This window comes from Lysobacter helvus (genome assembly GCF_018406645.1).
Classification (GTDB): Bacteria; Pseudomonadota; Gammaproteobacteria; order Xanthomonadales; family Xanthomonadaceae; genus Noviluteimonas; species Noviluteimonas caseinilytica.
Genome location: NZ_AP024546.1, coordinates 309,556 through 331,913 on the forward strand (window position 1 = coordinate 309,556; position 22,358 = coordinate 331,913).

26 protein-coding genes are annotated in these 22,358 nt (G+C 68.7%); 17 read left to right on the plus strand and 9 right to left on the minus strand.

The window, feature by feature from the left end:
• Nucleotides 1–10 precede the first annotated feature (10 nt).
• Both LYSHEL_RS01610 and LYSHEL_RS01615 read left to right on the plus strand, forming a co-directional pair.
• Nucleotides 11–1,162: an RNA polymerase sigma factor gene (locus tag LYSHEL_RS01610; protein ID WP_213435301.1), complete on the plus strand. Its 1,152-nt coding sequence runs from the start codon at nucleotides 11–13 to the stop codon at nucleotides 1,160–1,162.
• 71 nt (nucleotides 1,163–1,233) lie between these two features.
• Nucleotides 1,234–1,983: an arginyltransferase gene (locus LYSHEL_RS01615; protein WP_213435302.1), complete on the plus strand. Its 750-nt coding sequence runs from the start codon at nucleotides 1,234–1,236 to the stop codon at nucleotides 1,981–1,983.
• Here the strand turns inward: LYSHEL_RS01615 and LYSHEL_RS01620 are convergent.
• On the minus strand, nucleotides 1,980–2,405 hold the full coding sequence (locus tag LYSHEL_RS01620; protein ID WP_213435303.1) for a hypothetical protein: 426 nt from the start codon (nucleotides 2,403–2,405) through the stop codon (nucleotides 1,980–1,982). The genes LYSHEL_RS01615 and LYSHEL_RS01620 overlap by 4 nt on opposite strands.
• 7 nt (nucleotides 2,406–2,412) lie before the next feature.
• A complete protein-coding gene (gene purT, locus LYSHEL_RS01625) occupies nucleotides 2,413–3,612 on the minus strand; it encodes a formate-dependent phosphoribosylglycinamide formyltransferase (protein WP_213435304.1) in 1,200 nt (399 codons plus the stop codon).
• 65 nt (nucleotides 3,613–3,677) lie between these two features.
• Between purT and LYSHEL_RS01630 the strand changes: the two genes are divergently transcribed.
• The 7 genes from LYSHEL_RS01630 to LYSHEL_RS01660 all read left to right on the plus strand — a co-directional run bounded on the left by LYSHEL_RS01630 (nucleotide 3,678) and on the right by LYSHEL_RS01660 (nucleotide 8,083).
• On the plus strand, nucleotides 3,678–4,583 hold the full coding sequence (locus LYSHEL_RS01630) for a hypothetical protein (protein ID WP_213435305.1): 906 nt from the start codon (nucleotides 3,678–3,680) through the stop codon (nucleotides 4,581–4,583).
• Nucleotides 4,584–4,675: 92 nt separating this feature from the next.
• Nucleotides 4,676–5,539 carry an SPFH domain-containing protein gene (locus tag LYSHEL_RS01635; protein ID WP_213435306.1) on the plus strand — a complete coding sequence of 288 codons (864 nt, stop codon included), beginning with the start codon at nucleotides 4,676–4,678 and terminating at the stop codon, nucleotides 5,537–5,539.
• A 91-nt stretch (nucleotides 5,540–5,630) separates the two neighbouring features.
• Nucleotides 5,631–5,816, plus strand: a complete 186-nt coding sequence (locus tag LYSHEL_RS01640) for a type II toxin-antitoxin system antitoxin (protein WP_213435307.1) — start codon at nucleotides 5,631–5,633, stop codon at nucleotides 5,814–5,816.
• On the plus strand, nucleotides 5,806–5,982 hold the full coding sequence (locus tag LYSHEL_RS01645; protein ID WP_213435308.1) for a DUF4177 domain-containing protein: 177 nt from the start codon (nucleotides 5,806–5,808) through the stop codon (nucleotides 5,980–5,982). Before LYSHEL_RS01640 ends, LYSHEL_RS01645 begins: the two co-directional genes overlap by 11 nt.
• A gap of 30 nt (nucleotides 5,983–6,012) precedes the next feature.
• A complete protein-coding gene (locus LYSHEL_RS01650) occupies nucleotides 6,013–6,207 on the plus strand; it encodes a hypothetical protein (RefSeq protein WP_213435309.1) in 195 nt (64 codons plus the stop codon).
• 21 nt (nucleotides 6,208–6,228) lie between these two features.
• Nucleotides 6,229–7,032 carry a M15 family metallopeptidase gene (locus LYSHEL_RS01655; RefSeq protein ID WP_213435310.1) on the plus strand — a complete coding sequence of 268 codons (804 nt, stop codon included), beginning with the start codon at nucleotides 6,229–6,231 and terminating at the stop codon, nucleotides 7,030–7,032.
• A complete protein-coding gene (locus tag LYSHEL_RS01660; protein WP_213435311.1) occupies nucleotides 7,022–8,083 on the plus strand; it encodes an acyltransferase family protein in 1,062 nt (353 codons plus the stop codon). The genes LYSHEL_RS01655 and LYSHEL_RS01660 overlap by 11 nt, the downstream gene beginning before the upstream one ends.
• A gap of 3 nt (nucleotides 8,084–8,086) precedes the next feature.
• On the opposite strand, the gene LYSHEL_RS01665 is transcribed toward LYSHEL_RS01660, so the two are convergent.
• The 6 genes from LYSHEL_RS01665 to LYSHEL_RS01690 all read right to left on the minus strand — a co-directional run bounded on the left by LYSHEL_RS01665 (nucleotide 8,087) and on the right by LYSHEL_RS01690 (nucleotide 13,147).
• Complete coding sequence (locus LYSHEL_RS01665; protein ID WP_213435312.1) at nucleotides 8,087–8,947, minus strand: hypothetical protein; 861 nt, start codon at nucleotides 8,945–8,947, stop codon at nucleotides 8,087–8,089.
• On the minus strand, nucleotides 8,944–9,630 hold the full coding sequence (locus LYSHEL_RS01670; RefSeq protein ID WP_213435313.1) for a DNA-3-methyladenine glycosylase family protein: 687 nt from the start codon (nucleotides 9,628–9,630) through the stop codon (nucleotides 8,944–8,946). Before LYSHEL_RS01670 ends, LYSHEL_RS01665 begins: the two co-directional genes overlap by 4 nt.
• A 10-nt stretch (nucleotides 9,631–9,640) precedes the next feature.
• Nucleotides 9,641–10,033 (minus strand): DUF423 domain-containing protein, encoded by a 393-nt coding sequence (locus tag LYSHEL_RS01675; protein ID WP_213435314.1) that lies wholly within the window; start codon nucleotides 10,031–10,033, stop codon nucleotides 9,641–9,643.
• Between the two features lie 9 nt (nucleotides 10,034–10,042).
• Nucleotides 10,043–11,116, minus strand: a complete 1,074-nt coding sequence (locus tag LYSHEL_RS01680; RefSeq protein ID WP_213435315.1) for an SRPBCC family protein — start codon at nucleotides 11,114–11,116, stop codon at nucleotides 10,043–10,045.
• A 112-nt stretch (nucleotides 11,117–11,228) separates the two neighbouring features.
• Nucleotides 11,229–11,882, minus strand: a complete 654-nt coding sequence (locus LYSHEL_RS01685) for a response regulator (RefSeq protein WP_213435316.1) — start codon at nucleotides 11,880–11,882, stop codon at nucleotides 11,229–11,231.
• Nucleotides 11,882–13,147 carry a sensor histidine kinase gene (locus LYSHEL_RS01690; protein ID WP_213435317.1) on the minus strand — a complete coding sequence of 422 codons (1,266 nt, stop codon included), beginning with the start codon at nucleotides 13,145–13,147 and terminating at the stop codon, nucleotides 11,882–11,884. Before LYSHEL_RS01690 ends, LYSHEL_RS01685 begins: the two co-directional genes overlap by 1 nt.
• Before the next feature lie 153 nt (nucleotides 13,148–13,300).
• On the opposite strand from LYSHEL_RS01690, the gene LYSHEL_RS01695 reads away from it, so the two are divergent.
• From LYSHEL_RS01695 to LYSHEL_RS01720, 6 genes are all read left to right on the plus strand, one after another.
• The gene (locus LYSHEL_RS01695) at nucleotides 13,301–13,900 is read left to right on the plus strand and encodes a GNAT family N-acetyltransferase (RefSeq protein ID WP_213435318.1); all 600 of its coding nucleotides are present in this window, start codon (nucleotides 13,301–13,303) and stop codon (nucleotides 13,898–13,900) included.
• On the plus strand, nucleotides 13,897–14,673 hold the full coding sequence (gene minC / locus LYSHEL_RS01700; protein ID WP_213435319.1) for a septum site-determining protein MinC: 777 nt from the start codon (nucleotides 13,897–13,899) through the stop codon (nucleotides 14,671–14,673). Before LYSHEL_RS01695 ends, minC begins: the two co-directional genes overlap by 4 nt.
• 37 nt (nucleotides 14,674–14,710) lie before the next feature.
• A complete protein-coding gene (gene minD, locus LYSHEL_RS01705; protein ID WP_213435320.1) occupies nucleotides 14,711–15,520 on the plus strand; it encodes a septum site-determining protein MinD in 810 nt (269 codons plus the stop codon).
• A gap of 3 nt (nucleotides 15,521–15,523) precedes the next feature.
• Nucleotides 15,524–15,787 carry a cell division topological specificity factor MinE gene (minE, locus tag LYSHEL_RS01710; RefSeq protein ID WP_213435321.1) on the plus strand — a complete coding sequence of 88 codons (264 nt, stop codon included), beginning with the start codon at nucleotides 15,524–15,526 and terminating at the stop codon, nucleotides 15,785–15,787.
• Nucleotide 15,788: 1 nt separating this feature from the next.
• Complete coding sequence (locus LYSHEL_RS01715; protein WP_244858621.1) at nucleotides 15,789–16,277, plus strand: hypothetical protein; 489 nt, start codon at nucleotides 15,789–15,791, stop codon at nucleotides 16,275–16,277.
• An 843-nt stretch (nucleotides 16,278–17,120) separates the two neighbouring features.
• Nucleotides 17,121–19,121: a M2 family metallopeptidase gene (locus LYSHEL_RS01720; protein WP_213435322.1), complete on the plus strand. Its 2,001-nt coding sequence runs from the start codon at nucleotides 17,121–17,123 to the stop codon at nucleotides 19,119–19,121.
• 66 nt (nucleotides 19,122–19,187) lie between these two features.
• Here LYSHEL_RS01720 and LYSHEL_RS01725 read toward each other — a convergent pair whose 3' ends face one another.
• Nucleotides 19,188–19,850, minus strand: a complete 663-nt coding sequence (locus tag LYSHEL_RS01725; RefSeq protein ID WP_213435323.1) for a protein-L-isoaspartate(D-aspartate) O-methyltransferase — start codon at nucleotides 19,848–19,850, stop codon at nucleotides 19,188–19,190.
• A 97-nt stretch (nucleotides 19,851–19,947) separates the two neighbouring features.
• Between LYSHEL_RS01725 and LYSHEL_RS01730 the strand changes: the two genes are divergently transcribed.
• Nucleotides 19,948–21,054, plus strand: a complete 1,107-nt coding sequence (locus LYSHEL_RS01730) for an aromatic ring-hydroxylating oxygenase subunit alpha (protein ID WP_213435324.1) — start codon at nucleotides 19,948–19,950, stop codon at nucleotides 21,052–21,054.
• Complete coding sequence (locus LYSHEL_RS01735) at nucleotides 21,051–22,352, plus strand: amino acid permease (protein ID WP_244858623.1); 1,302 nt, start codon at nucleotides 21,051–21,053, stop codon at nucleotides 22,350–22,352. Before LYSHEL_RS01730 ends, LYSHEL_RS01735 begins: the two co-directional genes overlap by 4 nt.
• Nucleotides 22,353–22,358 lie beyond the last annotated feature (6 nt).

Genomic DNA, 22,358 nt, shown 5'->3' on the forward strand with positions numbered 1-22,358 from the left:
CCTTGTGGCCATGAACGCCACCACTGCCGATTTCGTCATCCGCCGCGACCTGCCCGCCGCCAGCCAGGGCGACCGTGATGCCTACGGCCGCATCGTCGCGGCCTGCCAGAACACCGTCACCGCGATCGCGCTGGCGATCGTGCGCGACGTGCAGGCGAGCGAGGACATCGCGCAGGACGCCTTCCTCAGCGGCTGGCAGCAACTGCGCCGCCTGCACAACCCCGACAGCTTCCTGCCGTGGCTGCGCCAGATCACGCGCAACCTCGCGCGCGACCACCTGCGTGCGAACGGCCGCGGCCCGCGCCCGGTGGACGATGCCGACGCCGCGATCGCCGCGGCCGCCGATCCCGGCCCGTCGCCGATGCATGCGCTCATCGATGCCGAACGCGCGGCCGCCGCGGCGGACCTGATCTCCGCGTTGCCGGCCGAGAGTCGTGAAACCTTGCTGCTCTATTACCGCGAAGGCCAGCGATCGCAGCAGGTCGCCGCGCTGCTGGGCTTGTCGGATGCGGCGGTGCGCAAGCGCCTGTCGCGCGCGCGGGAAGCGCTGCGCACCGACCTGCTCGCGCGCTTCGGCGAATTCGCGCAGGGCTCGGCGCCGGCGGCGGCGTTCGCGACGATCGTGACCGGCGCATTGATGACCGCCAGCCCGCCGGCCGCGGCGGCGGGCATGCTGGGCGCGGGCGCGACGGCCGTGGGTGCGAAGACGCTCGGCCAGGTGTTGCTGGGCGCCGCGGGGTCGATCGGCATCGCCGCGTTCGCCGCGCTCGCCTCGATCGCCTGGGGCCTGCGCCGCCAGTTGCGCGAAGCGATCGACGACGAAGAACGCACGGCGCTGGTGCGCTCGGCGATGGTCAACGTCGGCGCGTCCATCGGTTACGTGCTGGCGCTGCTGGCCCTGGCCGCGGGGACGCGCGGCTGGGTGCTGCCGGTGCTGGTCACCGCCGTGTTCATGGCGATCATCTTCTGGCAGACCGCCGTGGTGCAGCGCCGCGCGATGGCGCGCCGGCATGCGCTGGAAGCACAGCGCGATCCGGTCCTCGCGGCGAAGCGCCGGCGCCGCGAACGGTGGCAGTGCCACCTCGGGATGGTGGTCGGTGCGCTGGGCGGTTTCGGCGGGCTGATCGGCGGTCTGATGGCGTCGGGCCGGATTGCCTTCTAGACGCCGTTTTGGCACTCGCGCGTGACGAACGCGCGACAAAAACGCACGCGCGCAGGCGCTATGCTCGCCCCATGGGTGCCAACACTTCCCCGGAACAGGACGAGCTCCGCGTCTTCCATACCGGCGACCACGCGTGCGGGTACTGGCCCACGCGCATCGCGCGCGACCTCGTGCTCGATCCGCGCGACCCGCGCATGCCCCAGCTGTATCCGATGGCGCTGGGCTGGGGCTTCCGCCGTTCCGGCGACATCGTGTATCGCCCGCATTGCCAGGGCTGCCGCGCGTGCGTCGCGGTGCGCATCCCCATCGCCGAATTCCATCCAAACCGCACGCAGCGCAAATGCCTGGCGCGCAACGCGCACGTGCAGGCGCGCATCGTCGCGGCCGAGCGCACCGACGAACAACTCGCGCTCTACCAGCGCTACCTGCGCGCCCGCCATCGCGGCGGCGGCATGGACGAACACGGCGGCATCGAGTTCGACCAGTTCCTGATCGGCAGCTGGTCGCACGGGCGCTTCATGGAATTGCGCGAATACGACGGGCCCGGCCCCGGTCGGCTGTTGTCGGTGGCGATCACCGATGTGGTCGACCATGCGTTGTCGGCCGTGTACACCTTCTTCGACCCGGACCTGCCGGAACGCAGCCTCGGCACGCTGTCGTTGCTGCGCCAGATCGAATGGGCGAAGCGCGATGGCCGCGACCATCTGTATCTCGGCTACTGGATCGATGGCCACGACAAGATGGATTACAAGCGGCGCTTCCGTCCGCTCGAGGCTTTCGACGGGCGCACCTGGCAACCGATGCGCGAGGACGCGGCCTAGCCTTCGGGCGGCAGGTTGGCTTGCGACGTGGCGGCCGGCGCTTCGGTCTTCGCCGCGGGCGCTTCCGCCGGAGGCGGCGCCGCTTGCGCAGGCGCGTCGGTCTTCGGCGCCGAACGCGGCATCGGCGGCAACGTCATCAACGCCGGCGCGACGCGCGGACTGAACCCGAATGCGGCGTCGCTGCGCGCGGACACGATCATCCGCACCATCTGCTGCGGCACCATCAGTTCCAGCGCGACCGAATTCCCTTCGTTGGTCGCGGCCTGGATCGTCATCTCGATCAGGGAACCGGCGGTGTCGATCTCGTGGCACAGGATGTGTTCGCCGCCCGGGCCTTCGCGCAGGTAGGGCTTGATCGCCTCGCCCAGCGCTTCGAGCGCGGCGGGGAACAGGTACACGACGTAGCCTTCGGATTCGTTCATGGGCCGATTATTCCAGTGAGATCGTGATCGCGGCGGCAGCGTCGCGCGCGCGGCTGCGGGCATCCTCGATGTCGGTGCCGCGCGCGAGGGTGACGCCCACGCGGCGGTGGCCTTCGACCCGCGGCTTGCCGAACAGGCGCAGCGCGGTATCGGCTTGTTTCAACGCGTTCTCCACGCCATCGAACACGGGCACGCCATGCCCGACGGCCAGCATCGCGCACGACGCGGTGGGGCCAAGCTGGCGGATGGCGGGGATCGGCAGGCCGAGGATGGCGCGCGCATGCAGGGCGAACTGGCTGAGATCCTGCGAGGCGAGCGTGACCAGGCCGGTGTCGTGCGGACGCGGCGAGACTTCGGAGAACCACACCTCGTCGCCGCGCACGAACAGCTCGACGCCGAACACGCCCCAGCCGCCGAGGTCGTCGGTGACCGCGCGTGCGATGTCCTGCGCGCGCTCGAGTGCACGCTGCGACATCGCCTGCGGCTGCCAGCTTTCGCGATAGTCGCCATCGCGCTGCAGGTGCCCGATGGGTTCGCAGAACGCGGTGCCCGCGGCGTGGCGCACGGTGAGCAGCGTGATCTCGTATTCGAAATCGATGAAGCCTTCGACGATCACGCGGCCGGCGCCTGCACGGCCGCCCGTCTGCGCGTAGTCCCACGCCGGCCGGATGTCGGCGTCGCTGCGCAACGTGCTCTGCCCCTTGCCGGACGACGACATCACCGGCTTCACCACGCACGGCAAACCGACGGCGCGCACGGCGTCGGCGTAATCCTCGAACGTATCGACGAAGCGATACGGCGACGTCGGCAATCCGAGCGTTTCCGCGGCTAGGCGGCGGATGCCTTCGCGATCCATCGTCAATCGCGCGGCGCGTGCGGTGGGAATGACCCGCAGCCCACCACGCGCACCGTTCGCGGCTTCGCGTTCGATCTCCACCAGCGTGGCGGTGTGGATCGCTTCGATCTCGGGCACCACGATGTGCGGTTGCTCTTTTTCGATCAGCGCGCGGATCGCGGCGCCGTCGAGCATGTCGAGCACGTGGGCGCGATGCGAGACCTGCATCGCCGGGGCGTTGGCGTAGCGATCGGCGGCGATCACTTCCACGCCGAAGCGTTGCAGTTCCAGCGCGACTTCCTTGCCCAGCTCGCCCGAGCCCAGGAGCAACACGCGCGTGGCGGATGGCGACAACGGCGTTCCCAGGCGCATGCACAACTCTCGGCGATCGGCAGGGCGCGTAGTGTACCCGCGCGGCCCGTGCGATCCTGTGGCGCATGCGCCTGCTGCCTGCCCTGTCCGCCTTCGCATTGACGTGCATGCTCGCCGCCTGCGGGGGCGACGCGAAGCAACCGCGGCTGTCCGGCGTGCTGCTCGACGGCACGCTGGATGAAACCAGCGGTCTTGCCGCATCGGGGCGGTTCAAGGACACGTTCTGGCTGTTGCAGGACGGCGGCAATCCGGCGCAACTGCACGCGGTGTCGCGGCGCGGCACGCGCAAGGCCACCGTCACGATCAGCGGCGTGCACAACACCGATTGGGAAGACCTCGCCGCGTTCGCCTGGGAAGGCAAGCGCTACCTGCTGATCGCCGACACCGGCGACAACGGCGGCCTGCGCCGCTCACTGCAGTTGCACGTGGTGCCCGAGCCCGATCGCCTCGTCGACGGCGCGACGCTCAAGCCCGCGTGGTCCATCGCGTTCAAGTGGCCCGACGGCCCGCGCGATTGCGAAGCGGTGACCGTCGACGCGGCGACCGGCACGGTGTTGCTGGTGTCGAAGAAGCGCAATCCGCCCGAACTGTTCGCGTTGCCACTGCGCCCCGGCCGCGGCCTCGTCGTGGCGCGTCGCATCGCATTGCTCACGCCGCCGCCCGCCGCGCCGGACGGCCCCAAAGCCACCGACGCCGACAAACGTCGCACGGCCCTCGGCCGCCAGGTCACCGCGGCGGATCTCTCGCCCGACGACCGCACGCTCGCGATCCTCACCTACGACCGCCTCTGGCTCTATCCCCGCGCCGCCCATCAATCGTGGGCGCAGGCCGTGGGGCATGCGCCGCGCACCGAGCCGCTGCCGTGGCTGCACCAGGCCGAAGCGCTGGCGTGGATGCCCGACGGCAAGGGCCTGCTGGCGACCGGCGAGTTCAGCCCGGCGCCCCTGGTCTACCTGCCCGCGGATCCCTGATCCCGCTGCCGCTCGTCGGCCTCCGCTTGCGAGGTTGATATCAGAGTGATATCACATCGCTCGCGCCCCATCCCGGGGCGGAGAGACCTTCGATGAAAGAGAACCCCATCCGTTCGGCCCCCGGCATCCCGATGCTCCTCGGCTTGTTCCTGGTCCTGCTGTTCGGCGCTTACCTGATCCTCAACGGCATCCGCATGGGCGCCCCGACCTTCATCGTCGGCGGGCTGCTGATCAACGTGGTCGCGTTCGTGTCGCTGTTCGGCCTGTACATGGTCGAGCCCAACCAGACCGCGGTGCTGAGCCTGTTCGGCAAGTACGTGGGCACGGTGCGCGACAACGGCCTGCGCTGGAACAACCCCTTCTTCGCCAAGAAGAAAGTCAGCGGGCGCGTGCGCAACTTCGAGAGCGGCAAGCTCAAGGTCAACGAACTGGACGGCAGCCCGATCGAGATCGCCGCCGTCATCGTGTGGCAGGTCGTCGATTCGGCCGAAGCCGTGTACAACGTCGACGACTACGAAACCTTCGTGCACATCCAGACCGAATCGGCCCTGCGCGCGATGGCCACCAGCTATCCCTACGACCAGCACGAAGAAGGCCAGCTCGCGCTGCGCAGCCACGCCGCGGAAATCAGCAAGCACCTGGCGCAGGAACTCACCGAACGCCTCGCCGACGCCGGCGTCGCCGTGCTCGACGCACGCATCAGCCACCTGGCCTACGCGCCGGAAATCGCACAGGCGATGCTGCAGCGCCAGCAGGCCAACGCGATCATCGCCGCGCGCACGCGCATCGTCGCCGGCGCCGTGGGCATGGTCGAAATGGCGCTCGCCGAGCTGCAGAAGAACGGCGTGGTGCACCTGGACGAAGAGCGCAAGGCGCAGATGGTCAGCAACCTGCTGGTCGTGCTGTGCGGCGAGCGCTCGACGCAGCCGATCGTCAATGCCGGCACGTTGTACTAATCGAAGGACACTGAAATGACTGCAATCCTGATCATCGTGGTCGTCGCCGCCGCCGGCACGTACTACCTGCGCCGCAAGCGTCGCGGCTGAGATGGCGGAGAAGAAAGCCTATCCGCTGCGCATCAACGCCGACGTGCTCGGCGCCGCGCAGCGGTGGGCGGACGATGAGTTGCGATCGTTGAACGCGCAGATCGAATACGTGCTGCGCGATGCCTTGCGCAAGGCGGGGCGCCTCCCGGCGCCGCCGCCGGAACCGGAGAACGAAGATGGCGAGTGATCGCTGGAGTTACCAGGTGGTGGAGGTGAAGGCCTTCTTCGGCACGAAGCCGGAGATGGTGCAGGAACGCCTCACCCAACTGGGCCTGCAGGGCTGGGAACTGGTGGCGGTGTTGCAGACGCACCCGTTCAAGCCCGTGCAGCTGTATCTCAAGAAACCGCTGTAACGCGCCCATTACAAGCCGGAGCCCATCGCCATGATGAACGCCTCGCATCGCACCTACGCCACCGCTTCGGCCACCATCTTCGCGCTGGTGGCGCTGTTCCAGGCCTTTCGCGCCGTCGCCGCCCTGCCCGTCTCGATCGATGGCCGTGCCGTCCCGGTCGTCGCATCGTGGGTCGTTGCCGTGCTTGCGGCTGCATTGGCCGTCTGGGGCTGGCGCTCACGCTGAGCGCATCGGTACCCTTGGCGCATGCGCAGCGTCGCCAGGGTCCTGATCAACACGCCCGACATCGAGCTCTGGCCCGGCGGGTTGCTGCGTGCGCGCAGCAACCACGACCAGCGGATCCTGTCGCGCGCCACGCGCGTGTTGCGCCGCAAGTCCGACGGCCGCTATCTCGCCGCCGAGGTGCCCGAAGGCCTGATGCCGCTGGTGCACGCGCTGCATCGCGAACCGGGCCTGGACGACGCGCTCGACGCACTCGACACCCACGCCGCCTCGCACGCGCATCCCGGCGTGGATCGCGTGCACACGTTGCCGCTGTCCCGCTTGCGCGAGCACCTCGATGCGCTCGGCCTGGATGATGCGTACGGCGAACGCACCGGCCTGCCCCTCGTCGCCGAACCGGAATTGCTCGGCTTCGCCGGCTTCGATCGGTATCGCCGCCCGTTGTGGCTGCTGCCCGGCGCCGCGCGCGCGTGGCAGCACATGCAGGCCGACGCGATGCGCAACGACATCGTGCTCGAGGCGATCAGCGGGTATCGCAGCCACGATTACCAGCTCGGCATCTTCGAACGGAAACGCGCGCGCGGGCAGACGGTGGACGAGATCCTCACCGTCAACGCCGCGCCCGGCTACAGCGAACACCACGGCGGCCGCGCGCTCGACATCGGCACGCCCGGCGAGCCTCCGGCGGAGGAATCGTTCGAAACCACGCGCGCGTTCGCGTGGTTGCAGGACAACGCCGGCGGACACGGGTTCACGATGAGCTATCCGCGCGACAACCCGCACGGCATCGTCTACGAGCCCTGGCATTGGTGCTGGCGTGGGGCTTGAGTCGACGCGCACGCTCGGGCAGGCGTGGGAGGGCGGGAAAAACCATTTCAACCTGATCCGCCTCGTCGCGGCGTGGCTGGTCATCTACGGCCATGCGTGGGCGATCACCGGTGCGCCCGGCGGCGATGTCGTCGCGCAACTGACGCAGGTCAAGTTCGCCGGCGCGCTGGCCGTGGACATGTTCTTCGTGATCAGCGGCTTCCTGATCGCCGCCAGCCTGCAGCGCAACACCGTGCGCGGTTACCTCGGCTCGCGCGCGTTGCGCATCCTGCCGGCGCTGGTGGTGTGCGTGGCGGTGACGGTGTTCGTGCTCGGGCCGCTGCTGACGACCTCGCACGAGTACTGGTCCGCACAGACGTGGCGTTACGCGTGGTCGAACGCGAGCCTGTGGCGCGCGGAATACCAGTTGCCCGGCGTGTTCGCGGGCCAGCCTTCGGACGTGGTGAACGGCTCGCTGTGGACGTTGCCGATCGAAGCGCGCCTGTACCTGGCGCTGCTGGGCGCGTCGTTGTGCGGAATGCTCGTGGTGCGGCGCTACGTCGTTGCCTGGGTGGCGTTGCTCGCGGCGATCGTGGCCTTCGCGCTCTGGCGCGCGCCGCTGCCGGAATGGCTCGCGAACGACCTGTGGTGCTTGGCGTGCTTCACCACCGGCACCGTGTTGTGGTTGTTGCGCGATCGCGTGCGCGTGTCGTGGATCCCGGTCGTCGTGTTGCTGGTGCTCGCGGCGGTGCTGCGCGGGACGCCGTGGTTCGTCGCGCCCTACTTCGGGCTCGTGACGTACGGGACGTTGTGGCTGGCGTTCGTGCCGCGCGGGCCGCGCATCGCGCACCACGATCTGTCGTACGGCTTGTATCTCTACGGATGGCCCGCGGCGCAGGTGGTGCAGCATGTATCGCCGGGCGGACCGTTGCACAACGTCGTGTTCGGCAGCCTGCTGGCGTTCGCGTGCGCGGCGGCGTCGTGGTTCCTGGTCGAACGGCCGGCGTTGCACCTGAAGCGACGCTTCGGGACACGGACGCCGGTGGCGTCGCCGGTGGGGGCGAACGCCTGATCCTCAGCGCGGCGCGCTGCGAAAGCGCACGAGGCCGCGTCGCATTTCCATGGCAGCGGCAATCGCGGCGGGGGACATGCGGCTTCGCATCGCCTGCTCCAGGGTCACGCCGCGTGCGCAGCCTTGCATGCAAAGCATCGCGGTCAACAACGATTGGTTTCCGCAGGCGTTGAGCGCGCGGCAACGGATCGGCACAACGGCGAGCTCGAACGCCTCCATGCGCTCGCCGTCGCTCAGGTGTTGCGGGATCGCGACGGGGAACTTGCCGCTCCGGAACAGTTGGTTGCTGGCCGGCGTCAACTGGGCCGACGTGACCGCAGTGCGCAGGTCATCCAATGCGAGCGCATCCGCGATCGGCTCGCCCATCTCGCGCGCGAACATCACGTCGGGCGCCATCCCGCGGAGGAATGGCGTGTACTTCTTTTCGTCGTATCCCGTGCACGCGCGGAGGACGTAATCGATCGCCCAGGCACGATTGTGATCGAGTCGTTCCGGCTGGTCGGCGAGTCGCTTGGCAATGCCGCACGCCATGAATGCGTATGCCTCCATGTCGTACACGAGCCAGGCGTCGGCGCCGTGTGCGGCGATCGCCGCGTCGAGGCTCTCGGTAAGGCGCAAGTCGCGGCCACCCAACCCGCCGCCATCCACGACGGCCACGGGCAGCGCGTCCATCGATGAAAACGCGTCGGGCAACGTGCTGCCGATCATCGCGGCGCGGCGAGGCAGGGGCGCGTCAGATGCCACGGCCGCATCCACCCGCGACGGCAGGACCTGCGGTGCGGGGCGCTGCCACCAGGCCACCACGCACGACAAGCCGAGCGCCGCTGCAATCAACAACCACGTCCTTGCGTGCCGCATGGTCATCCCTGCGAGCGCTTCACCGGTTTTGCATCCTTCGCCTTCGGCGCATTCGCCGCATCCGCGATGCGCCACAGATACAAGCTGGCGTAGGTTCGATACGGCCCCCACTTCTCTCCGCGTTCCAGCAACCCCTTCGGCGCGGGCATCGCGTCGAGCTTGTCCACGGCCTGCGCGCCCTTGCGGATGCCGAGGTCATCCACCGGCAACACGTCGGGGCGGCCGAGGCGGAACATCAGCATCATCTCCACCGTCCAGCGGCCGATGCCGCGGATCGGGACGAGCGCATCGATGATCGCGCCTTCATCCATCATCGCCATCTGCTTGAGCGTCGGGATTTCGCCGCGTTCTTCGCGCAGGGCGAGGTCGCGAAGCGCGAGCGTCTTGTTGCCCGACACGCCGCACACGCGCAGCGCGGCGTCGTCGATGCGCGCGAGCGTGTCGCAATGGAAGCGGTCGCTGGCGATCGCGGTTTCCACGCGGCCGACGATCGTCGCGGCGGCCTTGCCGCTCAGTTGCTGGTAGAGGATCGCCCGCGCGAGCGCGTCGACGGGATCGAAGGGTTTGCGCCACCGCGGGTCGGCGTCGATCGGGCCGATGCGGTCCATCCACTTCGCCAATTTGCGATCGCGCCTGGCGAGATGCGCGTGCGCGGCGTCGACATCGAATCCCCTGGCACGGCGTGGCATGCGGTCCCCTTCAGCGGCGCGCGAGGTCGATGGCCATGGCGCACCACCCCGCGATGAGCAGCGTACCGCCGAATGGCGCGAACGTCGTGGGCCATTGCCACAGCGCCGCGCCCGCCAGGCTGCCGGAGAACAGCAGCATGCCCGCGAACAGGGCGCACGCCGCGACGAGGCCGAGCCTGCGTTCGCAGCGCGGCGCGAGCGTCGCCAGCGCCAGGCCATGCGCGAACGCGAAGGCCGCGGCGAGCGAAAGGCGCGCACGTGCATCGCCTTCCACGCCGTGCGAGGCGTAGGCCGCAAGGCCCACCGCCAGCGCGCACGCGAACGCACCGCACGCCGCCAACCCCCGCCGCAAACGAAAAACGCCGCGAGCGCGGCGTTCTTCGTGCAGTGCGCGATCGCGCATGTGCGTGTCTTACTTGAGCTTCCAGAACAGCGTGAACTGGCCTTCGTCGGTGAAGCCCGCATCCACGCCCGCGTTCCAGACCTCGAACGGACGGTCGGTGGTTTCGAGGCCGCGCGTCATCGTCCAGGCGCGCAGCGAGTCGCGCATCTTCGGCAGGCTGAGCATGTGGCCCTGGAACCCGGCCGACACGTAGCGGCCCGGTTCGGTGCGCACGTACTGCACGTTCTGCTCCAGCTTCGGCGCGGACAGCGGCATCGACGGGCCGGTTTCGCCCTTCTTGCGCACGGGCAGCACGGTGTCGAAGGAGTAGCTGTCGGCCGCGAACTCGGTGGTGATCACGCGCACCGGGCCGGTGGCTTCCAGGCCGTTGGCGTCCATCACCTTGCGGATCCACTGCAGGTTGTTGCTCATCGCGGTCTGGATCTTCTCCGGATCGCGTTCGACCGAGGCCGGCGCCGTCAGCAGGTTCTCGCCCTGCAGCTCGACGACCTTCGGCAGGTTGGCCGGGTCCTTGCGGCCGAAGTCGGCGGCGTAGTCGTAGTTGGGCACGCCGGCCAGCATGTTGGTCAGCTTGCCCAGGCCCAGCTTGATGTCGTCGCCGACGCTGCGGATGTACATGCCCGAGTAGCGGCCGAGCAGGTCGAAGCCGTAGTCGACGTCGTACGTCTGCACGATTTCGACGTTGCGGTTGTTGCGGCCGGTCGGCTTGAGGTTGAACACCGTGTGCTTGCCGGCGCCGCGCGCGGGGTCGACGATTTCGTACTCGATGCGCGTGGGCTCGCTCTTGACGATCTTCCAGCTGCCCTTGCCGATCTGTGCATTGGTGGAGCTGTAGCTCGCGGTGGCGCCGACGCCGGTCTCGGGACCGCTGAAGGTCCACTGCATGCGCGGGTCGCGCAGCGCCAGGACGTTCCAGTCCTTCAACCGCTTCGGGCTGTTGAGCGTGTCGCGCACGATCGTCATCTTGCGGTTCGTCTCGATGCTCTCGGTGACATGCCGCGAAGACGGCAACACCAGGCCCACCACGAGGAACAGCACGGCGACGATCGCCAGGGAAATCAGGATCTCGATCAAACGGGTCATTCGGTAAGTCTCCAGACCGGGCCGCCGCCGGGCGGGCCGCACAGACCGGGCATGCTAACAAACGGCGGTGGCCGGAGGGAGCCTTGTTTACGGCGGAGATTGGCCCCCGCCGTCACACAAGCTGGAGTTCGAAGGCCTTGAGCACCGCCCGGGTGCGGTCGCGAACGCCGAGCTTGGAAAGGATGTTGGACACGTGGTTCTTGATCGTGCCCTCGGCCACGCCCAGCGAATTGGCGATTTCCTTGTTCGAAAAGCCGCTCGCCATCAGGCGCAGGATTTCGGTTTCGCGGTCGGTCAGCGGATCGGGCCGGTCCAGGCTGACGAAATCGTTGCGCATGTGCTCCAGGCCCGACAGCAGCCGCTGCGTGACGGCCGGCTGGACCAGCGAGCCGCCCGCGGCCACGGTCTTGATCGCGCCGACCAGTTGTTCGAGCGTCACGTCCTTCAGCAGGTAGCCCTTCGCCCCCGCCTTCAGCCCCGCCAGCACCAGCTGGTCGTCGTCGAAGGTCGTGAGGATGATCGTGGGGGGCAGCGCATTCATGCGGGCCAGCGCCTGCAGGGCTTCCAGGCCCGACATCACCGGCATGCGCATGTCCATCAGGACCACGTCGGGCTTGGCCTGCGGGATCAGGTCCACCGCCTGGCGCCCGTCCGCCGCTTCGGCGATGACTTCCATCCCCTCGGCGAGCGCCAGCAGGGATCGGATGCCCTGGCGCACCAGGGTCTGGTCGTCGACCAGCAATATGCGGATCGTGCCGTTGTTCATCAGGCCACTGCTCCTCGCGGGGTGGTGCCATCGGTGGTGGGGGAAGGTTCGATCGGGGCCGCGCCCGCCGACACGGTGGCCACGGGCACGCAGAGGGGGCCGGTGGCCAGCGGCAGGACCAGGCGCAGGTGGAAGCCTTCGCCCGGCCGGCAATCGACCTCGAGCGCGCCGCCGTGCTGGGCCAGGCGCTCGCGCATGCCGCGCAGGCCGTGGCCGGGCACGACCGCGTCGGCGCCGGTGCCGTCGTCGCGCGCATCGATGCCGATGCCGCCGTCGACGCGGCGGGCATGGATCCAGAGGTTGCGCGCGCCGGCGTGGCGCACCGCGTTGGTGATGATTTCCTGCGTGCAGCGCAGCAGCACGTGCGCGCGCTCGGGATCGTCGATCGCGAGCGGCTCTTCGATGTCCATGTGGATCGCCAGCGACGGGACGTTCTCGGCGAGCGGGCGCAGCGCGGCGGCAAGGTCGATCGCCCCGCCTTCGCGCAACTGGCTCACCGCTTCGCGCACGTCGGTCAGCAGCAGGCGCGCGAGCGTGTGGGCCTGCTGCACGTGTTCCTTGACGCGGCCTTCCGACAGGTGCCCCGCCACTTCGAGGTTGAGGCTCAGCGCGGTGAGGTGGTGGCCCAGCAGGTCGTGCAGTTCGCGCGAGATGCGCGTGCGTTCGTTGACGCGCGCGCTTTCGGCGAGCAGCGCGCGGGTGGCGCGCAATTCGGAGTTCAACCGCCGTTGTTCGTCGCGCGCCTGGGCCTGTTGCCGCGCGACCAGGCTGGTGACGAACACGAACCCGGAGAAGCCCGCGTAAAGCACCGACTGCATCAGCGCTTCGAGCAGCGGGAAGTTCAGGCCGTGCACGAACACCGGCACCACCGCCAGCTGGCTCAGGACCAGCCACGCCACGCCCAGCGGCAGGGGCAGCAGCCACGGCAGCACGCAGGCGGCGACCATCAGCAGCACGCTGCCGAGGCCGCTTTCGTTGTAGTAGCTCACGCCCACCGCGGCCAGGGTGAGCACCACCAGCAGGGCGAAGTCCCCCAGCGTGCGGCGGCGCACGCCGAGCCCGCGGGTCAGCCACGCGTAGCTCAGGCCGAAGGCGAAATACGAGACCCAGCCCGGCCAGGGCATCGGCCGCAGCGCCAGCTGGTCGTCCGCGCCGTCGCCGAACAGGGGCACCAGCCACGAATACAGCAGGGGCACGCTGACGACCGCCCAGGTGAACAGGCCGGCGTAGCGCAACAGGCGATCGTGGCCGAAGCGGGTGAACATGCCGGCATCCTAGCCCCATCGCCCACGATCGGCGCCGAGCCGAAAGTCATGCCCCCGGCCGGGGCGCGCGTGCGATAATCCGCGCCGCGCCGGGGATGCCGGGCGCGCACCACACGCAATGGTCCCAGGCCGCACGCAAGCACGGAGTCTTCAATGTCGATCGTCGTCCGCGACGTGCGCGAGCACGAGCTGGATTCCGTCCTAGCCCTCAACAACGCCGCCGGCCCCGCGATCCTGCCGCTCGACGCGGCCAAGCTCCGCAGCTTCTTCGATACCGCCGAATATTTCCGCGTCGCCGAGCGCGACGGCACGCTGGCTGGCTTCCTCGTCGGTTTCGGGTCCACGGCCGCGCACGACAGCGACAACTTCGCCTGGTTCCGTGCGCGCCACGAGCATTTCTTCTACATCGACCGCATCGTGGTGGCGAGCCGCCGCCGCGGCGGTGGCGTCGGCCGCGCGTTGTACGCCGACGTGCAGAGCTACGCGGAACTGCGCTACCCGCAGCTGTTCTGCGAAGTGCTGCTGGAAGGTGGCGCCGACCACGCCCTGCTCTTCCACGGCAGCTTCGGCTTCCGCGAAGTGGGCCAGAACGTCATGCACGGCGGCCATCGCGCCGCGATGCTGATGAAGGACCTCTGCAGCTACGCCTGGGTGCGCGACACCTACGGCGACGCCCTGCCCGACGCCCCGTGGCTGCTGCAGCCGCGCCTGCACGCGCCCCCCGCCCACCGCCCCACCGGGACGTGCGCGTGAGCACGGCCGTCGATTACGAACAGGCAGGCGAACTCAAGATCGGCCAGGTCGGCATCGCCAACCTGCGCGTGCGTACGCTCGACGTCGCGCAGCTGGCCGCCGAAATGCGCGACCGCGTGCAGCGCGCGCCCAAGCTGTTCGAACGCGCCGCCGTGGTCCTGGACTTCGGCGGCCTGACGCGCACGCCGGACGTCGCCACCGCCCGCGCGCTGGTCGACGGCCTGCGCGAAGCCGGCGTGCTGCCGGTCGCGCTGGCCTACGGCACGCGCGAGATCGAAGAACTCTCGGTCGCCCTCGGCCTGCCGCTGCTCGCCAAGTTCCGCGCGCAGTACGAACGCGCCGACGCCGCACCCGAACCCCCACCGCCGCCGCGCGCCAGCGCGAAGCCCGCCGCCGCACCGGAACCGAAACCCGCACCGGCCGCGAACGCGCCGGGCGGCTCCGCGCCGGGCATGATGCAGGCCTCGCCCGTGCGGTCCGGCCAGCAGGTGTATGCCGAAAACAGCGACCTCACCGTGCTGACCACCGTGGGCGCCGGCGCCGAGGCGATCGCCGACGGCTCCATCCACATCTACGGCGCCTTGCGCGGCCGTGCGCTCGCAGGTGCGCAGGGCAACGAGAAGGCGCGCATCTTCTGCCGCGAGTTCCACGCGGAGCTCGTCGCGGTGGCGGGGCACTACAAGGTGCTGGAAGACATTCCGAAGGAACTGCGCGGCAAGGCCGTGCAGGTCTGGCTCGAACAGGGGCAGCTCCGCATCGCGGCGCTGGACTGATACAACAACAGCAAGCATTCGAGAGGGAGGACAACACTTGGCCGAAATCATCGTAGTCACGTCCGGCAAGGGCGGCGTCGGCAAGACCACCACCAGTGCCAGCATCGCGTGCGGCCTGGCCCGCCAGGGCAAGAAGGTCGCCGTCATCGACTTCGACGTCGGCCTGCGCAACCTCGACCTGATCATGGGCTGCGAGCGTCGCGTGGTGTACGACTTCGTCAACGTGATCCACGGCGAGGCGACGCTCAAGCAGTCGCTGATCAAGGACAAGCGTTTCGACAACCTGCACGTGCTGGCCGCTTCGCAGACGCGCGACAAGGACGCGCTGGCGAAGGAAGGCGTGGAGAAGGTGCTCAACGACCTGGCCGAGGACGGCTTCGACTACATCGTGTGCGACTCGCCCGCCGGCATCGAGAAGGGCGCGTTCCTCGCGATGTACTTCGCCGACCAGGCGATCGTCGTGGTCAACCCGGAAGTCTCCTCGGTGCGCGACTCCGACCGCATCCTCGGCCTGCTCGCGTCCAAGACGCGCAAGGCCGAGAACGGCGAGCGCGTGAAGGAACACCTGCTGCTCACCCGCTACAGCCCCTCGCGCGTGGAGACCGGCGAAATGCTGTCGATCACCGACGTGGAAGAAGTGCTGGGCCTGAAGACCATCGGCGTGATCCCCGAATCGGGCGACGTGCTCAACGCGTCCAACAAGGGCGAGCCGGTGATCCTCGACATGGAATCCAACGCAGGCCAGGCCTACGACGATGCCGTCGCGCGCCTGATGGGCCAGGAGCGGCCCATGCGCTTCACGCAACCCGAGAAGAAGGGATTCTTCACCAAGTTGTTCGGGGGCTGAGCCATGTCGATCTTCGATTTCCTCAAGCCCAAGAAGAACACCGCCGCGGTCGCGAAGGATCGCCTGCGCATCATCATCGCGCAGGAACGCTCGGCGCACGGCGGCCCGGATTACCTGCCGCTGCTGCGTCGCGAGCTGCTGGAAGTGATCCGCAAGTACGTCAACGTCGACGTCGATGCGGTGAAGGTCGACGTGGTGAAGGACGGCGAGCACGACGTGCTCGACATCTCGGTCGCGCTTCCCGAGGAGCGCGCGGCGGCGGTGTGACGTGACCTGCGCCGTGCTCACGCTGGCGGACATCGACCGCACCCACGTGGCGGCCCTGCTGGGCCGCTACGGGCTGCAACTGGTGCACGTCGACGATGGCGCGGCGATCCCCGGCAGCTACTGGGGCGAGCCGGAAGCGGGACTGGTCGGCGCCACGGTCTTCGCGCGCGCCGACACGCCGGTGCATTCGTTGTTGCACGAGGCGGCGCACCTGATCGTGCTGCCGCCGGAGAAGCGTGCGACGGTGCACACGGACGCGACGGATTCGGTCGCGGAAGAAGACGCGGTGTGCGTGCTGCAATCGCTGCTCGGCGATGCGATCCCGGGCGTGGGCGCGGCCCGCGTGTTCGCCGACATGGATGCGTGGGGTTACACGTTCCGGCTCGGCTCGGCCCGCGAATACGTGGAGCAGGACGCCAGCGACGCATGGCGATGGCTGCACGATCGCGGATTGGCGGATGCAGAGACCCGCGAACTCGTTGTTCCCTGATCTTTGCTCGTGATCCCCGCTCAGCCGGCGATCCAAACGCAAAATCGCATCAACCTCCTCCGGCACGGCGCTCCGCCGCGATGAGGGCTCATAGGTCCTCCCCCGTCGTTTTGCGATGCGTCCAGCCGCAAGACGCCGGCCGTGCGCCATCCATGGCGCACTGTACGGACCTATAAGCCCTCATCACGTCGAAGCGCTTCGCAACCGGAGCGTTGCGACGCTGCGTAGGAGTAGTGCCTCGCACCGGATCGGTGAGTCGCTGGCGAACACATCCGCTTCGGACGGACGGCGCACTGCACGCCCAGCCAATCCCGCTCCGCTGCCTCGCCATCCCTGGCTGCGAGCATCGGCGCCGTCCATCCATGGACGGCTGCGCGGGATTGGCTCGGCGTGCGGTGCGCCTCACCGCAACGTTGCGGCCTGCAGCTTCGGTTTGCGAAAGCAGCGCGCTGCTTCTGAAACTTGTTTGGCTGGCGCTTTGCTTGCGCAACAGAATTTGCGAAAAAAACGTTTCGGCGCTTCCCATCGATGAAGAGCCCCCTTTGAGTCAAAGGGGGCGGCGCGACAGCGCGGGGGAATGTGGGTGCATTGGGCCGGGGCCCAAAGTTTTGCGCAGCAAAATTTTGGGAGCGCTTTGGCGCGCACGCGACAAAGTGCTGCCGGATGGGGCGTGGCGGAGCGCCCTGATGGGTGTCCCCGCCTTCGCGGGGACGACGCCAGGAACCGAATCCTGCTTTTGGAGCCTTCGCGGGCCCGGCGGGTACGGACGGAACTTGCGCGCCATCGCCCCCACCCCATAGCCTGCGGGTCCTCGCGCCGCCCGGCGCCTCCAGGGACCGACCCGTGACCGCACGTCCTTTCCTGCTCGCGCTCGCCATCTCCGCCGGCCTGCTCACGATCGCCGGCTGCAAGAAGACCCCCGAAGCGCCCGTCGCACCTGGCGGCATCGCCACCACGCCGCCGCCGGAAGGCGAGACGGCCGACCAGTTCATCGCGCGCGTCAACGACGAACTGCGCAAGGGCTATCCCGACCTCACCGCCGCGCAGTGGGTCTCGTCCACCTACATCAACGACGACAGCGAACGCCTCTCGTCGAAGGCCAACGAACGCTTCTCCATCCAGCTCAAGGGCTGGATCGAACAGTCGCGCAAGTTCGAAGGCCAGCCGATGTCGCCGGCCACCGCGCGCGCCATCACGCTGCTGAAGCTGCAGACCCCGATGCCGCCGCCGAACGATCCCAAGCAGCTCGAAGAGCTCACCCAGATCGCCTCGAAGATGGAAGGCATGTACGGCAAGGGCACGTACTGCAAGGGCGAGGGCTCGGCGAAGGTGTGCCGCCAGCTCGGCGACCTGGAAGCCGTGCTGGCCAGCAAGGACCACGACTACGACGCGCAGCTGGACGCCTGGCAAGGCTGGCACGCCACCGCGATCCCGATGCGCAAGGACTACACGCGCTTCGTCGAACTGGTGAACACCGGTGCACGCGACATGGGCTACGCCGACACGGGCGAGCTGTGGCGCGCCGGCTACGACATGACGCCCGCGCAGATCGCCGCGGAAACCGATCGCCTGTGGACGCAGGTCAAGCCGCTGTACGAACAGCTGCACTGCTACGCGCGCACGCAACTGAAGGCGAAATACGGCGAGCGCGGCGAAGTGGCCGGCGGCCTGCTGCCCGCGCACCTGATGGGCAACATGTGGCAGCAGGACTGGAGCAACCTTTGGGACATGCTGCAGCCGTACAAGGACGCCGGCGACCTCGACATCAACCAGAAGCTGGACCAGCTCGCCAAGGCCGACGAAGCCGAAGAGATGTCCAAGCTCTCGGGCCCGGATCTCCCGAACCCCGAACAGCTCGCCGACCTGCACCAGGTCGCCGCGCTGTCCACCGCCAAGCGCATGACCGAACGCGCGCAGGATTTCTACACCTCGCTCGGCATGCCCAAGCTGCCCGCGAGCTACTGGGAGAAGACGCAGTTCATCAAGCCGCGCGACCGCGACGTGGTCTGCCACGCCAGCGCGTGGGACATGAACATGGCCGGCGACGTGCGCACGAAGATGTGCATCAAGCCGACCGAGGAAGACTTCACCACGATCTACCACGAGCTCGGCCACGTCTATTACTACCTGTCGTACAACAACCTGCCGCCGCTGTTCCAGACCGGCGCGCACGATGGCTTCCACGAAGCGATCGGCGACACGATCGTGCTGGCGATGACGCCGAAGTACCTGCAGTCGATCGGCCTGGTCGGCGAACAGCAGCAGGGCGACCAGGCGCTGATCAACGCGCAGATGCGCATGGCGCTGGCGAAGGTGTCGTTCCTGCCGTTCGGGTTGATGATCGATCGCTGGCGCTGGGGCGTGTTCGACGGTTCGATCAAGCCCGACCAGTACAACAAGGCGTGGTGGGACCTGAAGGCGAAGTACCAGGGCGTGGCCCCGGTGACGCCGCGCGGCGAGGAGTTCTTCGATCCGGGCGCGAAGTACCACGTACCGGGCAACACGCCGTACACGCGCTATTTCCTCTCGCACATCCTGCAGTTCCAGTTCTACAAGGCGCTGTGCGACACGGCCGGCTACAAGGGCCCGCTGTACGAATGCAGCTTCTACGGCAACAAGGACGCCGGGAAGAAACTGCAGACGATGCTGTCGCGCGGCGCGAGCCAGCCGTGGCAGGCGACGCTCAAGGAAATGACGGGCAGCGACAAGATGGACGCGAGCGCGGTGCTCGAATACTTCGCCCCGCTGCAGGAATGGCTGAAGAAGCAGAACGAAGGCCAGACCTGCGGCTGGAGTTCGGGCCCGGTGGCCACCGCACCCGCGACGACGACGAAGCGCAACTGACGCGCACCCCTCCCTCCCCGCTCCGCGGGGAGGGCCGGGGAGGGAACGCCCCGATCGCCGCGCAATTCAGTACGCCGCCTCGTCGCCCCACCCGAACACCCCGATCAACGGCACGAACGCCACGTGATCCTTCGCTTCGGTCTCGAAGCGCGCCGCCTCCACGCGCGTCACCCGCACCAGCTGCTGGGCATGCAGCGAAGCGCCCACCGGCATCACCAGCCGCCCGCCGATCGCCAGCTGTCCCTTCAACACGTCCGGCACGCCCGGCCCGCCGGCGGACGCCACGATCGCATCGAACGGCGCCGCCTCCGGCCATCCCTGCGTGCCATCGCCCGTGCGCACGTCGATGTTGTCGTAGCCCAGCGATTCGAAGCGCCCGCGCGCCAGCGCCGCCAGCCGTTCGATGCGGTCGATCGTGAACACGCGCGCCGCGATCGCCGCCATCACCGCCGCGGCGTAGCCCGACCCCGCGCCGATCTCCAGCACCCGGTCGCCCGGCGCGATGCGGGCAAGCTCGACCATGCGCGCGACGATGTAGGGCTGCGAGATCGTCTGCCCGGCATCGATCGGCAACGGCCCGTCGTCGTAGGCGAACGCCTGCATCGACGCGCCGACGAAGGGCTCGCGCGGCACCCGGCCCATCGCGTCGAGCACGCGCGGATCGTGCAGCCCGCGCGCGGCGAGCTGGTGCCGGACCATCGCATCGCGTTGCTGGCTGAAATCCGCCACGGGCGCCCTCCTGCCGGCGACCGTAATCCTGCGAGGGTTGGCCCCGCGTGACCTGCCGGGCATGCGCGGCGCGCGCGCGCGCGGCATACTCGGGCGCATGACGCAGACCGCCACCCGCCCGCAGGTTCCGCCGCCGCCGTCCGACCTGGATCCGCAGCCGCTCGACCACGCCACCGCCCTGCCCGCGCGCTTCTACGCAGATCCTGCGTACGTCGCCGTCGACCGCGCGCTGATCTTCGATCGCGGCTGGCAACTCATCGCGCACGTGTGCCAGTTGCGCAACGCGGGCGACCACGCCATCGCCAATTTCGCCGGCCTGCCGGTGATCGCGGTGCGCGGCGCCGACAACGAAATCCGCGTCTTCCACAACGTGTGCCGCCATCGCGCCGGCCCGATCGCGCAGTGCGATGGCCTGGGCGCCAAGGCGCTGCGCTGCCGCTACCACGGCTGGACCTACACGCTCGAAGGCGTGCTGCGTTCGGCGCCGGAAATGGGCGGCGCGCCGGACTTCGTACCGTCCGACATCCGCCTGCCGCAACTGTCGGTGCGCGTGTGGCAGGGCATGGTATTCGCGTGCGTGGATAGTGCGCATGCGCCGGACTTCGATGCATTCGTCGCCGGAATCGATGCACGCCTGGGCCCCGACCGCGGGCTCGAACACTACGGCCACCACCACCGCGTCGGTTACGAAGTCGCGTGCAACTGGAAGGTGTACGTCGACAACTACCTCGAGGGCTACCACGTCCCGCACATCCATCCCGGCCTGAACAAGCTGCTGGATTACCGCAGCTACATCACCGAGACGGCGGAGTGGTACTCCTACCAGTTCAGCCCGCTGGAAAGCGGCGACGCCCTGTACGGCGCGGGCGATGCGCTCTATTACTGGATGTGGCCGAACACGATGCTCAACATCCTGCCCGGCCGCCTGCAGACCAACCGCATCATCCCGCTGGGCATCGATCGCTGCCGCGTGGAGTTCGATTTCTACTACGCGATGGACGAGTCCGAAGCCGGCGTCGCGCGCCGCGCCGCGGACCTGAGCTTCAGCGACGAGGTGCAGGTGGAAGACCTCACCATCTGCGAAGACGTGCAGCGCGGGTTGTCGTCGGGTTCGTACGTGCCCGGGCGCCTGAATCCGTTGCGCGAGAACGCCGTCCACCATTTCCACGAACTGCTGCGCCGGCTGTACCGGACCGGCGCGTGACGTCGCTCGAAGCGGAACCGCAAACCTCATCGGCCCGGCCGCTCGGCCTGTGGTCGGCGATCGCGCTCGTCGTCGGCAGCATGATCGGCAGCGGCGTGTTCCTGCTGCCTGCGTCGCTCGCGCCGTACGGCGCCGCGAGCCTGCTCGGCTGGGGCATCACCTTGTGCGGCGCGATCCTCCTGGCGCTCACGTTCTGCAAGTTGTCCGCGCGCTGGCCGCAGACCGGCGGGCCGTACGTGTATGCGCGCAACGGGTTCGGTGATGTCGCGGGCTTCGTGATCGCGTGGAGTTACTGGATCTCGGTGTGGTGCGCCAACGCGGCGATCGCGGTCGCCTTCGCCGGCAGCATCGGCGCGGTGTTCCCGCCGCTCACCGCCACGCCGCTGCGTTCGGCGATGTGCGCGCTCGGTGCGTTGTGGATCTGCACCGCGGTCAACCTCGCCGGCGTGCGCGAAGCGGGCCGCGTGCAATTGCTCACCACGGTATTGAAGCTGGTCCCGCTGCTGTTGTTCGCCGTGGTCGCGCTGTGGTTCGTCGACACCACGCACTACGTGCCGTTCAACCGCAGCGGCGAGCCGATGGGCCACGTCGTGCAGGCCACGGTCGCGCTGACGTTGTGGGCGTTCCTCGGCCTGGAAGCGGCGACGATCCCCGCCGGCGCGATCACCGATGCGTCGCGCACCATTCCGCGCGCCACGATCTTCGGCACGCTGCTCGCGGGCGTCGCGACGATCCTCGCGTGCACCGTGGTGTTGGGCCTGTTGCCGGGCGACGTGCTGAAGGATTCGCAGGCGCCGATGGCGGATGCCGCGAGCAGCTTGTGGGGTCCGGGTGCGGGCATCGCGCTCGCGGTGGTCGCCACGATCTCCACGTTCGGCGCGCTCAACGGCTGGGTGCTGGTCTCCGGCCAGGTGCCGCTGGCGGCCGCGCAGGACGGCATGTTGCCGAAACCCTTCGCGCGCCTGCATGCGAACGGCACGCCGGTGTTCGGCGTCGTCGCCAGCAGCGTGCTGGCGTCGTTGCTGGTGATGGCCAACTTCAGCCACTCGCTGGTGGAACTGTTCACGTTCTCCATCCTGCTGTCCACGGCGGCGACGTTGCTGCCCTACGTGGTCAGCAGCGCAGCGTGGCTACGCACCGGCGAGCGCAACGGCCGCATCCTGGCCGCGCTGGCGCTGCTTTACAGCCTGTATGCGCTGGTGGGCACGGGCAGCGAATCCCTGTTGTGGGGCGGCGCCTTGCTGCTGGCGGGCCTGCCGGTATTTGCGTTCATGCGGTACAGGGCCGCGACTGCGTAGAATCGC

Excerpts from the sequence above, each read along its gene's own strand:
- LYSHEL_RS01610 (WP_213435301.1), top strand. The coding sequence starts at position 11 with ATGAACGCCACCACTGCCGATTTCGTCATCCGCCGCGACCTGCCCGCC.
- LYSHEL_RS01615 (WP_213435302.1), top strand. The coding sequence starts at position 1,234 with ATGGGTGCCAACACTTCCCCGGAACAGGACGAGCTCCGCGTCTTCCAT.
- LYSHEL_RS01620 (WP_213435303.1), bottom strand. The coding sequence starts at position 2,405 with ATGAACGAATCCGAAGGCTACGTCGTGTACCTGTTCCCCGCCGCGCTC.
- purT (WP_213435304.1), bottom strand. The coding sequence starts at position 3,612 with ATGCGCCTGGGAACGCCGTTGTCGCCATCCGCCACGCGCGTGTTGCTC.
- LYSHEL_RS01630 (WP_213435305.1), top strand. The coding sequence starts at position 3,678 with ATGCGCCTGCTGCCTGCCCTGTCCGCCTTCGCATTGACGTGCATGCTC.
- LYSHEL_RS01635 (WP_213435306.1), top strand. The coding sequence starts at position 4,676 with ATGAAAGAGAACCCCATCCGTTCGGCCCCCGGCATCCCGATGCTCCTC.
- LYSHEL_RS01640 (WP_213435307.1), top strand. The coding sequence starts at position 5,631 with ATGGCGGAGAAGAAAGCCTATCCGCTGCGCATCAACGCCGACGTGCTC.
- LYSHEL_RS01645 (WP_213435308.1), top strand. The coding sequence starts at position 5,806 with ATGGCGAGTGATCGCTGGAGTTACCAGGTGGTGGAGGTGAAGGCCTTC.
- LYSHEL_RS01650 (WP_213435309.1), top strand. The coding sequence starts at position 6,013 with ATGATGAACGCCTCGCATCGCACCTACGCCACCGCTTCGGCCACCATC.
- LYSHEL_RS01655 (WP_213435310.1), top strand. The coding sequence starts at position 6,229 with ATGCGCAGCGTCGCCAGGGTCCTGATCAACACGCCCGACATCGAGCTC.
- LYSHEL_RS01665 (WP_213435312.1), bottom strand. The coding sequence starts at position 8,947 with ATGACCATGCGGCACGCAAGGACGTGGTTGTTGATTGCAGCGGCGCTC.
- LYSHEL_RS01670 (WP_213435313.1), bottom strand. The coding sequence starts at position 9,630 with ATGCCACGCCGTGCCAGGGGATTCGATGTCGACGCCGCGCACGCGCAT.
- LYSHEL_RS01675 (WP_213435314.1), bottom strand. The coding sequence starts at position 10,033 with ATGCGCGATCGCGCACTGCACGAAGAACGCCGCGCTCGCGGCGTTTTT.
- LYSHEL_RS01680 (WP_213435315.1), bottom strand. The coding sequence starts at position 11,116 with ATGACCCGTTTGATCGAGATCCTGATTTCCCTGGCGATCGTCGCCGTG.
- LYSHEL_RS01685 (WP_213435316.1), bottom strand. The coding sequence starts at position 11,882 with ATGAACAACGGCACGATCCGCATATTGCTGGTCGACGACCAGACCCTG.
- LYSHEL_RS01690 (WP_213435317.1), bottom strand. The coding sequence starts at position 13,147 with ATGTTCACCCGCTTCGGCCACGATCGCCTGTTGCGCTACGCCGGCCTG.
- LYSHEL_RS01695 (WP_213435318.1), top strand. The coding sequence starts at position 13,301 with ATGTCGATCGTCGTCCGCGACGTGCGCGAGCACGAGCTGGATTCCGTC.
- minE (WP_213435321.1), top strand. The coding sequence starts at position 15,524 with ATGTCGATCTTCGATTTCCTCAAGCCCAAGAAGAACACCGCCGCGGTC.
- LYSHEL_RS01730 (WP_213435324.1), top strand. The coding sequence starts at position 19,948 with ATGACGCAGACCGCCACCCGCCCGCAGGTTCCGCCGCCGCCGTCCGAC.